This window comes from Candidatus Dechloromonas phosphoritropha (genome assembly GCA_016722705.1).
Classification (GTDB): Bacteria; Pseudomonadota; Gammaproteobacteria; order Burkholderiales; family Rhodocyclaceae; genus Azonexus; species Azonexus phosphoritrophus.
In genome coordinates, this window is the sequence record JADKGN010000004.1 from 1,426,311 (window position 1) to 1,439,827 (window position 13,517).

Genomic DNA, 13,517 nt, shown 5'->3' on the forward strand with positions numbered 1-13,517 from the left:
GACAATCATGGCACTCGTTTCCAATATTACCCACCAAACGTTGCAGACCAGTTCTCAACACACCAACGTTAATTGCACCTACGACATCGTGACTGATGTACAAGAAATTCGGCACTTGCAACTCGACACCTATGGAAGCGCTGATTTATTCGTCACCCGGACGAAGGCCGGGGTCCAAGCCGTTGATTTTCCTGGATTCCGGCCTTCGCCGGAATGACAATTCTGGAATAAATCAGCGTCTCCCTATGGCTCACCAAATCGGCAACTCCCTGGCAAGAAAAGCCAAAGCATTCGACTTTCTCCTCAAGCGATACAACTGATAAAAACCATCCTCGCCGTAAGCAACCTCTAATTCACTCACAAATAGTGAGGAAACATGACCATCCTTAAATCCCAACTCAACCCGCGCAGCGCGGACTTTCTGGCCAACGCGGCAGCGATGCAGGCGGTGGTTGCCGATCTGCATGAAAAAGTCGACAAGATCGCCCTCGGCGGCCCCGAGGCAGCACGCCAGAAGCATCTGGCACGCGGCAAACTACTGCCGCGCGAACGGGTCGGCGCTCTGCTCGACCCCGGCACGCCCTTTCTCGAAATCGCCCAGTTCGCCGCCTACGATATGTATGGTGGGGATGTGCCGGCGGCTTCGGTGATCGTCGGCATCGGCCGCGTCGAAGGCATCGAATGCATGATCGTCGCCAACGACGCCACGGTAAAGGGCGGCACCTATTACCCGCTGACGGTGAAAAAGCACCTGCGGGCGCAGGAAATCGCGCTGGAAAATCGCTTGCCCTGCGTCTATCTGGTTGATTCCGGCGGTGCCTTTTTGCCGATGCAGGATGAAGTCTTCCCGGATAAGGAACACTTCGGCCGCATTTTCTTCAACCAGGCCAACCTGTCGGCGCGAGGCATTCCGCAGATCGCCGCTGTGCTCGGCTCGTGCACGGCCGGCGGCGCGTACGTGCCAGCGATGTGCGACGAGTCGATCATCGTCAAGGACCAGGGCACTATTTTTCTCGGCGGTCCGCCGCTGGTCAAGGCAGCGACCGGTGAAGTGGTCACCGCTGAAGACCTCGGCGGTGCCGATGTGCATACGCGCATTTCCGGCGTCGTCGATCATCTGGCTGAAAACGACGCTCATGCGCTGGCCATTGCGCGGCGCATCGTCAAGGATCTGAACTGGAAAAAGGCACCGCCAGTGGCGTTGACCGCACCGGTCGAACCACGCTATCCGGCGCAGGAACTCTACGGCGTCATCCCGACCGACAGCAAGAAGCCCTTTGACGTCCGCGAGATCATCGCCCGCATCGTCGACGACTCAAATTTCGACGAATTCAAGGCACGCTACGGCACAACGCTGGTTTGCGGCTTTGCCCGCATCTGGGGTTACCCGGTCGGCATCGTCGCCAACAGCGGCATCCTGTTCAGCGAATCGGCACTGAAAGGCGCGCATTTCATCGAACTGTGCACCCAGCGCGGCATCCCGCTCGTTTTTTTGCAGAACATCACCGGCTTCATGGTCGGCCGCAAGTACGAAAACGGCGGCATCGCCCGCGACGGTGCCAAGATGGTGACGGCAGTAGCCACCGCCAAGGTGCCGAAATTCACCGTCGTCATCGGCGGCAGCTTTGGCGCCGGCAACTACGGCATGTGCGGCCGCGCCTACAGCCCCCGCTTCCTGTGGATGTGGCCCAATGCCCGCATTTCGGTGATGGGCGGCGAACAGGCGGCCGGCGTGCTGGCCACCGTCAAGCGCGATGGCATCGAAGCTCGGGGCGGGCAGTGGAGCGCCGACGAGGAAGAAGCTTTCAAGGCACCGATCCGCCAACAGTACGAAACGCAGGGCCACCCCTACTACGCCTCGGCCCGGCTGTGGGACGACGGCATCATTGATCCGGCCGATACCCGGCGGGTGTTGGGTCTGGGGCTGTCGGCGTCGATGAATGCGCCGGCCGAAGAGACGAAGTTCGGTATTTTCCGGATGTAAATCGTGTATCTGCCCAAGCACTTTGCCGAAACCGACATCACCGAGATGCACGCGCTGATGCGGGCCAAGCCGCTCGCCACGCTGGTCAGCCATGGGCCGGATGGCCTGAACGCCAACCACATCCCGTTGCTGCTGACCGACGGCAAGCTGCAGGGCCATGTCGCCCGCGCCAACCCGCTGTGGCAAGAAGGCAAGGTGACCGGCGAAGTGCTGGTGATTTTCCACGGTGACGAAAGCTATATCAGCCCGTCCGGCTATGCGACCAAGGTCGAGCACGGCAAGGTCGTGCCAACCTGGAATTACGCGGCGGTGCACGCCTACGGCGAACTGCGGGTCATCGATGATCCGGCCTGGATTTTTGGGCAAATTTCGGCGTTGACCGCAACCCACGAAGACCCACTGTCGCAACCCTGGGCAGTGAGCGATGCGCCGGCCGATTACATCAAAATGATGCTCGGCGCCATCGTCGGTATCGAAATCAGCATCACCCGCCTGCTCGGCAAATGGAAAGTCAGCCAGAACCAGCCGCCCGAAAACCGGGCCAGCCTGATCGCCGTGCTGGAAAAGGCTGGCGACCCGATGGCCGGCCTGATCCGCCAGCGACAACACAGGAGTGAGACAGATGTTTGTAAGCCTTGAAATCGAACTGAACGGCCCGGTTGCCACGATCTGGATGAACCGGCCCGACCTGCACAATGCCTTCGACGAAATACTGATCGCCGAACTGACCGCCGCCTGCATCGCGCTGGATGAGGACAAGGATGCTCGCGTCGTCGTCCTCGCCGGGCGCGGCAAGAGTTTCTCGGCCGGTGCCGACCTGAACTGGATGAAGCACGCCGCCAACAATGGCGTCGACGAAAACCTCAATGACGCTCGCGCCCTGGCCCGCATGCTGCGCGTGCTGGCCGAAATGAAGAAACCGACGATTGCCCGCGTGCACGGTGCCGCACTCGGCGGCGGCACCGGTCTGACCGCCGCCTGCGACATTGCCGTCGCCTCGAGCAAGGCCTTTTTCGCGACGTCCGAAGTCAAGTTCGGCATCATCCCGTCGGCGATCAGTCCTTACGTCATGCGCGCCATCGGCGCCCGCCAGGCCTACCGTTACTTCCAGTCGGCCGAACGCATCGACGCCACCCGCGCCCACGAGCTGGGCCTCGTCCATGAAGCGGTCGCCCCGGAGCAACTTGACGCCAAGGTGCAGGAAATCGTCAATGCCCTGATTCAGGGCGCCCCGCTCGCCCAGGCCGCCGCCAAGGATCTTATCCGTGCCGTCGATAACCAGCCGATCAACGACAACCTGGTCGAAGACACCGCTCATCGCATCGCCCATCTGCGCGCAACGCCGGAAGCCAGAGAAGGTATCGCTGCTTTCCTCGAAAAACGCTCACCGGCATGGATTGGGGACTAAGCCATGTTCACCAAAATTCTGATTGCAAATAGGGGCGAGATCGCCTGCCGCGTCATCAAGACCGCCCGCCGCATGGGAATCCGCACCGTTGCCGTCTATTCCGAGGCCGATGCCAACGCCCGCCACGTCCGGCTGGCCGACGAAGCCGTGCTGCTCGGCCCGGCGGCGGCCCGCGAGTCTTACCTCGTCGCCGACAAGATCATCGATGCCTGCAAGCGTACCAGCGCCCAGGCCGTGCACCCCGGCTACGGCTTTCTTTCCGAGAATGCCGGTTTCGCCGATGCACTGGCCGCCAACGGCATCACCTTCATTGGCCCGCCGGCTTCGGCGATTCGCGCCATGGGCTCGAAATCCGAAGCCAAGAAGCTGATGGGTGCGGCCAGCGTGCCACTGACCCCGGGCTATCACGGTGACGACCAGGGGCCGGCGCTGCTGCACACCGAAGCCGACCAGATCGGCTATCCGGTGCTGATCAAGGCCGCCGCCGGCGGTGGTGGCAAGGGCATGCGCCTGGTCGAACAATCGCCTGACTTCCCCGATGCTCTCGCCTCGTGCAAGCGCGAGGCAACTTCCAGCTTCGGCAATGACCATGTGCTGATCGAGAAATACATCACCCGGCCGCGCCACATCGAAATCCAGGTCTTTGCCGACACCCAGGGCAACTGCGTTTACCTGTTCGAGCGCGACTGCTCGGTACAGCGCCGCCACCAGAAGGTGTTGGAAGAAGCACCCGCTCCCGGCATGACACCCGAACGCCGCCGCCAGATGGGCGAAGCCGCCGTTGCCGCGGCGCAGGCCGTCGGCTATGTCGGCGCCGGCACCGTCGAGTTCATCGCCAATCAGGATGGCAGCTTCTACTTCATGGAAATGAACACCCGGCTGCAGGTCGAGCACCCAGTCACCGAAATGATCAGCGGCCAGGACCTCGTCGAATGGCAATTACGTGTCGCCGCCGGCGAGCCGCTGCCCTTGCGTCAGGATCAGCTCGAGCTACGCGGCCATGCGCTGGAAGCGCGCATTTACGCCGAGGACGCCAGCAAGGGTTTCCTGCCCGCCACCGGCACGCTGATCCGGCTGGTACCGCCTGCCGAGTCGCTCAATGTGCGCGTCGATACCGGCGTCGAGGAAGGTGACGAAATCACGCCTTACTACGACCCGATGATCGCCAAGCTGATCGTCTGGGACGAGAGTCGCGAAAACTCCCGCGACGCCGCACTGGCCCGCATGCGCAAGGCGCTGGCCGATTATCAGGTAGCCGGGGTGACCACCAACATCGATTTCCTGTCCCGCCTGGTGGCCTGCCCGGCCTTTGCCGGTGCCGATCTCGATACCGGCCTGATCGAACGCCAGAAGAGCTTTCTGTTCCCCGAGGCTCAACCCGTGCCGCGCGATGCGCTGCTCGTCGCCACCGTCGGTGAGTTGCTCTGGGAGCAGTACGCCGCCCGCCAAGCCGCCAAAAGCAGCGGCGATCCATGGTCGCCCTGGCATGCCCGCGACGGCTGGCGCATGAACCTGACGGCGGCGCGCACGATCAGCTTCAAGGACGGCGACACCCTGATCGATGTTCGGGTGCGCTATGGCGACGGCCAGTGGGAACTGACCCTCAACGGCAAATCCACGCTGGCGCGCGGCAAGAAGCTCGAAGGTGACCGCTTTGCCGTCGAAATCGACGACCGCCGCCTGGTTGCCAGCGTTGTTTCGGTCGACGAGAAAAGAACCGTATTTTTGCAGGGAAGCACGTACTCACTCCTGCGCGATGACCCATTGCACCGTGTCGATGCTGGTGAGAGCCACGGCGGCGGCCTGACCGCACCGATGCCCGGCAAGGTCGTCGCGCTGCTCGCCCAGCCCGGCCAGAAGGTCGCCAAGGGCACGCCACTGCTCATCCTCGAAGCGATGAAAATGGAACACACCATCACCGCCCCTGCCGCCGGCATTGTCAAGGCCTTCTGCTACGCCGCCGGCGAACAGGTCAGTGACGGCGCGGAGTTGGTCGAGTTCGAAGCTGAAGCCAGCAACTGATTCATTTTCCGCCCCCGGCGTCGCCGGGGGCATCATTTCTACTACCCGCGACTGATCCCGGAAGAGGATCAGAGGAGACAAACCATGCAAGAACAGTACAGCTACGTCCACGGCGCCAGCGAGAAACCGCTGATCGGTGAAACCATCGGCGATCATTTCGACAACATCTGCACGCGCTACGCCAACCGTCAGGCGCTGATCGTCCGCCACCAAAACGTGCGGATGACCTACGCCCAGCTCAAGGAAGTCGTCGACAACGTCGCCTGCGGCCTGCGCCGCCTCGGCCTTCAAGCAGGCGACCGCGTCGGTATCTGGTCACCCAATAATCTTGAATGGGTACTCACTCAGTTCGCAACAGCAAAGGCGGGTCTGGTCCAGGTCAACATCAATCCAGCCTATCGGCGTTCCGAACTGGAATTCGCCCTGAACAAGGTGGGCTGCAAGGGACTGATCCTGGCCCCCAGTTTCAAGACCAGCAACTATCTGGAAATGCTTCAGGATCTGGCGCCGGAACTGGCCAACACCCCGCCCGGACAGCTGCAGAGCGCGCGCCTGCCTGAGTTGCGCTGGGCCATCAGGCTCGGCGACGAGCGAACCCCGGGCATGCTCAATTTCAGCGAACTGTGCCACCCGGCCAGCCGGCCAGAACTCAACCAGCTTGCCGAAACCGGCCAGCAATTACAGTTCGACGACGCCATCAATATCCAGTTCACATCGGGCACCACCGGCGCCCCGAAAGGTGCAACGCTGACCCATCACAATGTGCTCAACAACGGCTTTTTCATCGGCGAGGCCATGCGCCTGACCGCGGAAGACCGCCTGTGCATCCCGGTTCCCTTCTACCACTGCTTCGGCATGGTGCTCGGTAACCTGGCCGCCCTGACCCATGGCTCAAGCATGATCATTCCGGCCGAAGGCTTCGATCCGCTGTCTACCCTGCAAAGCGTTGCCGAAGAGAAATGCACGGCCCTGCATGGCGTGCCGACCATGTTCATCGCCGCCCTGGATTATCCTGATTTCAAGTCCTTCGACCTGTCGAGCCTGCGCACCGGCATCATGGCCGGCAGTCCCTGCCCGATCGAGGTCATGAAGCGCGTCATCAGTGAAATGCACATGGAGCAGGTCACCATCGCCTACGGCATGACCGAAACCTCGCCGGTTTCCTTCCAGAGTTCGACCGACGATCCGCTCGATCGTCGGGTATCCACGGTTGGTCGCGTGCAACCGCACGTCGAGGTCAAGATCGTCGACATCGACGGCCGCATCGTGCCGCGTGGCCAGCCCGGCGAGCTGCTGACGCGTGGCTATTCGGTCATGCTCGGCTACTGGGACGACGCGGCCCAGACAAGCGAGGCCATCGACCGGGCCGGCTGGATGCACACCGGCGACCTCGCCGTGATCGACGACGGCGGCTACTGCAATATCGTCGGCCGCCTCAAGGACATGGTGATTCGCGGCGGCGAAAACATTTATCCGCGCGAGATCGAGGAATTCCTCTACCGCCACCCGAAAATCCAGGATGTGCAGGTTGTTGGCGTACCCGATCACAAGTACGGCGAAGAGCTCTGCGCCTTGATCATCCTCAAAAACGGTCAGCGTTGTAGCGAGCAGGAAATCCGCGACTTCTGCCAAGGCCAGATCGCCCATTACAAGGTGCCACGCTACCTGCGTTTCGTCGATAATTTCCCGATGACCATCACCGGCAAGATCCAGAAATTCAAGATCCGCCAGCAGATGAGGCAGGAACTCAACCTTCAGGACGAGACGCACGCCTGATCCGCACTACTCCAGAGAGGAAAGCCATGGCCTCTTCTGCCAAGGCACAAATCGTCGAAGTCGGCCCGCGCGACGGTCTGCAGAATGAAGCGCAGGTCGTGCCGACTGCCCCATGAAGATCGAGCTGATCAACCGTCTGGCCGATACGGGCTTGCACGTCATCGAGGCGACTTCGTTCGTCTCGCCGAAGTGGGTACCGCAGATGGGCGACAACGCGGCGGTCATGCAGGGCATCACCAGGCAGCCAAAAACCGTGGTCTGTCTCGACTGGCGCTAAGTTAATGACTTATTGCGTCCGCTTTTTCAGCCACAATGCTGGCGATGAGCATGCTGGACGGCCTTAACTTAGCGCCATTCTGGTCTGTCCCGGCTTGTCTGCGCCGGGTTGTCTGCGAACCCAATAGACATAAGCATCCTCAGTACGTATGCTGTAATGCAAATAACGGATACGCTCACGCAGTTGATCGAGCACTTTCACAGACTGAAGAGGCGGCAGCGGTGCAGTGCTGCTTTTCATGGTTATTTAATACTGGATAAGAACACAGTATAATTACCGGAAAGCAATACAGCAAGTGACTTTCAACGCAACAAACGACGCCGAGTTAGGGAGCAAGCGCCATAGTTATGCAGCAAAAATGCTCCCGATAACAAAGTTGAACTAAACCGCTAACGCGGTGGTAAGCGAGCTCAAGCACGGCGATCCTTTTTCCTGGGAATGTTCCCAAGTTGAAAGAGGAGAACGAGATGAGCACACTCAGGCAGCGGATGAACGAGGCGATGGTGTTACGGGGCGTCGCCGAGCGCACCAAGGAAACCTATCTGGCCTGCGTCAGTGGCTTGGCAAAGCACTACGGACGATCCCCTGACACCCTTGATGCTGCGGCGATCCAGGGCTATCTGCTGCACCTGATCAGCGAGCGGAAACTTGCCTATTCCAGCGTCAATCAGGCCGTCTGCGCCATTCGCTTTCTCTTTGCCGTCGTCCTTGGGCAACGGGAAGTCGCCTTCGATATTCCGATGGCCAAGGTCCCCAAACGACTACCGCAAATCCTCACCCGCGAGGAAATCAGCCGCCTGCTCGCCCACGGCCGTGACATCCGTGCCCGTACCTTGCTGACCACCACCTACGCCGCCGGTCTGCGCCTTTCCGAAGTCTGCAATCTCCAACTGGCCGACATCGAATCCTCGCCCGAGCGCATGTGCCTCAAGGTTCGCCAAGGTAAAGGCAGCAAGGATCGATATACCTTGCTCTCGCCCCGTCTTCTCGCCACGTTGCGTCTTTACTGGCGCGTCGCTCGCCCCAGCCATTGGCTGTTTCCCAACCGCACTGGCAACGGCCCACTTTACGATCAGACGGCTCAGCGCATCTATCACGCTGCTCGCAGTGCCGCCGGCATCGAGCGCGGCGGCGGCATTCATACCTTGCGCCACGCTTTCGCGACGCACCTGCTGGAAGCCGGCGTCGATATCCACACCATCCAGCGCCTGCTCGGTCACGGTCATGTCGGCACCACCATGCGTTACTTCCACTTGGCGCAAACCCACCTGACCGGGACCACCTCGCCGCTTGAACTACTGACCGACTGAGGGCGCATGCCATCGGGTGGTCTGGCCGAGGTGCTCGCCACCTTCGGCCAGACCTATCTCGCCGCTCGTCCTTTGCCACGGGGTGCGGCCAAGGTCTGGCGGGCCATTGTGGCTTGCCGCACGGCGGCGCTTGGTGGTCATGTCGAATCCTGCCCGGACTGCGGGATGACCCGCCATGTCTATCATTCCTGCCGCAACCGGCATTGCCCGACCTGCCAGACCCGAACCAAAGAGGCGTGGATCGCGGCGCGGCGGCGCGAAGTGCTGCCGGTGCCGTACTTCCATCTGGTGTTTACCCTGCCGCACGATCTCAATGCGTTGATCGGTGCGGCACCACGCCTGGTCTACGAGAATCTGTTCGCTGCCGTCTCGGCGACACTCACCGAATTTGCGCAGAGCCCACGCCATCTCGGGGGCATGCCGGCCTTCTCGCTGGTGTTGCATACCTGGAAACAGGATCTCGGGCGGCATGTGCATCTGCACGCCCTGGTCGCTGGTGGCGCCTTGGCTCAGACGGGCACGTGGCTCCGGCCGAAGAAGGGCTTCCTGTTTCCGGTACGGGCGTTATCGAAGGTGTTTCGCGGCAAGTTCGTGGCTGGACTTGAGGCATTGTCACAAACGAAACGATTGCCCGAACAGGCGGACTGGCCACGCCTCAAGCCGGCCTTGTTCGCACATGACTGGGTGGTCTATGCCAAACAGCCCTTGGGCGGCCCCGAGGCAGTACTGGAGTATCTGGGTCGCTATACGCACCGGGTAGCGATTTCCAATGAGCGCATTGTTGGGATCGTCGGCAACGATGTGGCTTTCCGGGTGCGCGCCGACAACGATGGGAAGAAGCGGGTCTTGCGCTTGCCGGGTGTTGAGTTCATCGGGCGCTTTTTGTTGCATGTGTTACCGGCAGGATTCAAGCGCATCCGGCATTACGGCTTGCTTTCACCAGCCAGAAAGACGGCCGGGCTGGCGGCCGCACGGGCCGCCCTGGGCATGCCGCCAGCGGAACCCGCCGTGATCGAATCCGTGGCGGACTTCCTGCGCCGGGTAGCGCGTTTCGCGCAGTTGTGCTGCCCGCACTGCGGCGGCCCGTTGTGTTTCACCGCAACCATCCTGCCGCAGCGTCATGCAGTTCATTCACGGGGGCCACCTTGAACTACGGATTTGCCCCCTGGCAAAGCGTTACATCGAGCAGGGAGACCGTTCGTGGTGGCGCTCGTCCGTACGCCGAGCGTTGGTGTTCCAGACCAGCACTTGGCCCTGGGTTGGCGCCAAATCAGGCTGGATTGCTCTGCGCCAGACCGTGTCAGGCTGTTGCTCGGGGTTGTTGCATTATGCCGCTCGATTGACTTCGGCCGACGCCACCTTACAATCCCCATAACCACCGCCCGTCCGGCGGTCCAGTCCAACAAGGTTTATCCGCCGATATGAATTTCTGCTCCCTTCAACCGCGTCCGCGTCGGCGGATAAACGCTATTCGTTAGCCAACATATGAGTCCAGCGGAACTCCGTGGTCAGTTGCAGACAATCAAGAACAACTACGCGCTTGTTCAGGCTGGAATCATGTTCTTGGCTCAGCCCGACGCCGTCACGAAATTTGACGAATATTTCGCCGTAGTCTCAGCTCATCCAGAAGCAAAGAAGTTTGGCTATATTCGTTACGTCTTCGAAAGTGATGAATTGTTGGCGCTCGCTACGAATCAGTTACGAAAGTCCGTGCTCAGAAATTGCCTCAAGGAAATGTTTGAGCTGGTGAAGGTGTATGGCCTAGAGACAAACCAAATAAAACTTCTGAGAGCGGCACCGTGGTACCAGTTCTTGCGCATGATAAGCAACAGCCTCTCCCATGACTATTGGCTACGATACAAGGAGCATGACTTGAAACTGCTACCAATCACTTGGTCTGGTCTTACACTTACTGCCGCCATGGATGGTAGCGAATTGCCGATGGCAGGATTTCTCACACGAGTAAAAGTCATAGAACTGATGGACGACGTCATTTTGTACGCCGAGCAACATGTTGGCTAATCGGGTAAGGACCGGCTTCTAACCGGCCCTCCCCACACCACCCACCATGCGGGTCCGCAGTGGGCGGTTCAACGAGTTGACGCGCTCGACTAAGACGAATAACCCTGCGCCTTGCACCATAACGTCTTGATGCTCAGCAACCCTTTGGTCTTGAGCCAGTCATTGCTCAACGCTTGTTGCATCGCCGGAGTACGTGCCATGTGCCAGTAGCTCTTGCTGCTGACGCCATGCTGGATCGCTGTTTTCAGGCTCACGCCCAACGCCAGCAAGTGCTTGATCTTCGTGCGCGGCCAGCGCCATTGTTTCCAATAGCCCATTCGGATGCGCCGTCTGATCCACTCGTCCAGTCCCGGGATCGGTCGGTAGTACTCGCTGATGCCAAAGTACCCCATCCACCCCCGCACGTACTGTCCCAGCTTGCGCAGCCGGAACTCCATTGATACTCCCCAGCTCCTGCCGGTGAGTTCCTTCACGCGGTACTTGAACGCCGCCAGCTTTTTCTCCAGCCAGCGGATTTTGCCCCGAACTATCGTGAAGCCCAGAAAACCGCATTCACTTATCTTCGCCACCTTGCTTTTGACCGGGTTGATTTTGAGCTTCAGACGACCTTCCAGATATTGCGTCAAACTTTGCATGACTCGGTTTCCTGCTCGCGGACTTTTGACCAGCACCACCATGTCGTCGGCGTATCGCGCAAAACGATGCCCACGCCGTTCGAGTTCATGATCCAGTTCGTTGAGCAGAATGTTGGCCAAGAGCGGCGACAGCGGCCCACCCTGGGGCGTGCCGATGTCGCTGGGCTCGACGTGCTCACCGACCAGCACCCCGGCGCGCAGGTAACGTCCGATCAGATTCAACAACGCCTTGTCGCGGATCGTTCGCCCGAGGATATTCATCAACACGTCGTGATTGACCGTGTCGAAGAATTTGGCGAGGTCAATATCCACGGCCATGGCGTAGCCGTCCTTCACATGCCGTTGTACCTGTCTGATCGCTTGGTGTGCATTGCGGCCCGGTCGAAAGCCGAAGCTCGATCCCGAGAAGCGGGGATCGAAGATCGGCGTGAGCACTTGGGCGATAGCCTGCTGGATGACCCGATCCATGAGGATCGGAATCCCCAGCAGCCGCTTGCTGCCGTCCTCCTTGGGTATTTCGACCCGACGGACGGCACTGGGGCGATAGTGCCCGGTTTCGAGTTGGCTTCGGATGTCTCCCCAGTGCGCCCGCAGGTAGGCGGGAAAGCCCTCGATGGTGATGCCGTCGATACCCGGCGCCCCCTTGTTGGCTTTCACGCGCCCCCACGCGGTGCGCAGGTTGCCGCTGGAGAGTACTGCTGCCATTAACTCGGTTGTTTCCACTGCTTTTCGTCTCGTCTTGTTTCAAGGCTCGGTTCGGGTTGTTCGCCGGCTCGCCTTCCCCGCCTGGGGATACTTCGGCTACGCCAAGATCGCTCCGTCTGCTCCTTGTGGTTCGTTGTTCGATCCTTCGCCGCGCCACAACTTGCACGACTACTATGATCTCTGCTGACTTCTGCCGCTTCACATCAGCCATTGCTGACCGCTGCGCTGTTACGGTTACTGAACGTTGCTGCCCGTTCGATCGCCCTTGATGCGTGACAGCCCACATCGGCGCTGGTTGATTGGGACTGGCTCAACCCGGCCACCTTTCGTTCAGCCTACGTCACCGCTCGCGCGGCAGATCTCCCCAGGTAAGAACGCGATGTTTCCGCGCACAAGCGCCGCATTTACCGTAAGGGTCGTACCGGTGGGCTTCGTCGTCCTGTGCCGACTCGCCTCGACCCTCTCGGCCTTCTATGCAGTTTCTGTCCGTCGCCTCGCACGTTTGCACTCCGGCTTCCTCCAGACAAGCCCTCGCGAGCTTGCCCTTGCCTTCGGCTAGTGGTTATCATTGACTCGTGATGAATCCATGTCGGTGCTCCCACAGGGGACTTCCACCCCATTACATCGCGCCCATGCTGGGCGCACACCCGGCAGTCGAGTCGGACGCGGCGAAGAAACCGCCGCGCCACTCACTTCTACGTTGGGCATTGAAGAAACATGGTCACTCTCACGAGCTTTGAAAAGGAGTTGGCGGCTCTCATCGGAAGGCCGACTGGTCTACGCCCGTTCGTTTGTGACGGCTCCCCTCTTGAGTGCCAAGCATTCATCGTTGGTTTCAACCCAGCTACGACCCTGTCAGCAGATTTCTGGGAGTTTTGGCGTACAGATTACGGCTTTGACAAAGCGGCATGGCTGGAGGCGTATAAGAAAGATCGACAAGACCGTCCGTTAAGGCCAAAACAGAAGCGGCGCAATCTCATAAGCACCACTCGGCGAGTCCTCGACTGGATGTCAGAGGCAGCCTCGCCAATCCGTTGCCTCGAAACCAACATCTATTCGGCCCCAACCGAACAGGCAGCTGATTTGGCGTTCCATTGCCGCGTCACGACCCCGTTTGATTTCTTGCTAGCTGCGCTCAGGCCAAACATCATCGTTGCGCATGGCGATGATGCGGTGGCTTACCTACAGCAGATGAAGTTGTCGGCCCAAGTTATACCGGTTTCGCACCTTTCGCGTGGTTGGTCACGAGAAGCCGCTGCTGCGCTTGGTCAGAAGGTCAAGACAGCGTGCGCCAATGCCCAACCCATCATTCCACCGGACCTTGCGCATGAAGCCGCGCAGGCCGGTGAATTCAAACGTTAGCAGTCGGGAGGGCACA

General features: G+C 60.2%; 10 protein-coding genes and 3 pseudogenes. 11 read left to right on the forward strand and 2 right to left on the reverse strand.

Annotated features, from left to right (window positions below):
• Positions 1-7 precede the first annotated feature (7 nt).
• From IPP03_12700 to IPP03_12730, 7 genes and pseudogenes are all read left to right on the forward strand, one after another.
• A complete protein-coding gene (locus tag IPP03_12700; GenBank protein MBL0353461.1) occupies positions 8-217 on the forward strand; it encodes a hypothetical protein in 210 nt (69 codons plus the stop codon).
• A 159-nt stretch (positions 218-376) separates the two neighbouring features.
• Entirely contained in the window at positions 377-1,984 is a 1,608-nt protein-coding gene (locus IPP03_12705; protein MBL0353462.1) for a methylcrotonoyl-CoA carboxylase, read from the forward strand.
• A gap of 3 nt (positions 1,985-1,987) precedes the next feature.
• Positions 1,988-2,623, forward strand: a complete 636-nt coding sequence (locus IPP03_12710) for an FMN-binding negative transcriptional regulator (GenBank protein ID MBL0353463.1) — start codon at positions 1,988-1,990, stop codon at positions 2,621-2,623.
• On the forward strand, positions 2,607-3,392 hold the full coding sequence (locus tag IPP03_12715) for an enoyl-CoA hydratase/isomerase family protein (protein MBL0353464.1): 786 nt from the start codon (positions 2,607-2,609) through the stop codon (positions 3,390-3,392). The genes IPP03_12710 and IPP03_12715 overlap by 17 nt, the downstream gene beginning before the upstream one ends.
• A gap of 3 nt (positions 3,393-3,395) precedes the next feature.
• Entirely contained in the window at positions 3,396-5,414 is a 2,019-nt protein-coding gene (locus tag IPP03_12720; protein MBL0353465.1) for an acetyl/propionyl/methylcrotonyl-CoA carboxylase subunit alpha, read from the forward strand.
• 84 nt (positions 5,415-5,498) lie between these two features.
• Complete coding sequence (locus IPP03_12725) at positions 5,499-7,190, forward strand: AMP-binding protein (protein MBL0353466.1); 1,692 nt, start codon at positions 5,499-5,501, stop codon at positions 7,188-7,190.
• A 26-nt stretch (positions 7,191-7,216) separates the two neighbouring features.
• Positions 7,217-7,437, forward strand: a pseudogene (locus tag IPP03_12730) (hydroxymethylglutaryl-CoA lyase).
• A gap of 144 nt (positions 7,438-7,581) precedes the next feature.
• Here the strand turns inward: IPP03_12730 and IPP03_12735 are convergent.
• Positions 7,582-7,707 (reverse strand): annotated as a pseudogene (locus IPP03_12735) (integrase).
• A 227-nt stretch (positions 7,708-7,934) separates the two neighbouring features.
• On the opposite strand from IPP03_12735, the gene IPP03_12740 reads away from it, so the two are divergent.
• The 3 genes and pseudogenes from IPP03_12740 to IPP03_12750 all read left to right on the forward strand — a co-directional run bounded on the left by IPP03_12740 (position 7,935) and on the right by IPP03_12750 (position 10,799).
• On the forward strand, positions 7,935-8,777 hold the full coding sequence (locus tag IPP03_12740) for a site-specific integrase (GenBank protein MBL0353467.1): 843 nt from the start codon (positions 7,935-7,937) through the stop codon (positions 8,775-8,777).
• A gap of 87 nt (positions 8,778-8,864) precedes the next feature.
• A pseudogene (locus IPP03_12745) lies at positions 8,865-9,926 on the forward strand (IS91 family transposase).
• Between the two features lie 363 nt (positions 9,927-10,289).
• Positions 10,290-10,799: a hypothetical protein gene (locus IPP03_12750; protein MBL0353468.1), complete on the forward strand. Its 510-nt coding sequence runs from the start codon at positions 10,290-10,292 to the stop codon at positions 10,797-10,799.
• 89 nt (positions 10,800-10,888) lie between these two features.
• Here IPP03_12750 and ltrA read toward each other — a convergent pair whose 3' ends face one another.
• A complete protein-coding gene (ltrA, locus tag IPP03_12755) occupies positions 10,889-12,139 on the reverse strand; it encodes a group II intron reverse transcriptase/maturase (GenBank protein MBL0353469.1) in 1,251 nt (416 codons plus the stop codon).
• Between the two features lie 717 nt (positions 12,140-12,856).
• On the opposite strand from ltrA, the gene IPP03_12760 reads away from it, so the two are divergent.
• Positions 12,857-13,501 carry a hypothetical protein gene (locus IPP03_12760; protein ID MBL0353470.1) on the forward strand — a complete coding sequence of 215 codons (645 nt, stop codon included), beginning with the start codon at positions 12,857-12,859 and terminating at the stop codon, positions 13,499-13,501.
• Positions 13,502-13,517 lie beyond the last annotated feature (16 nt).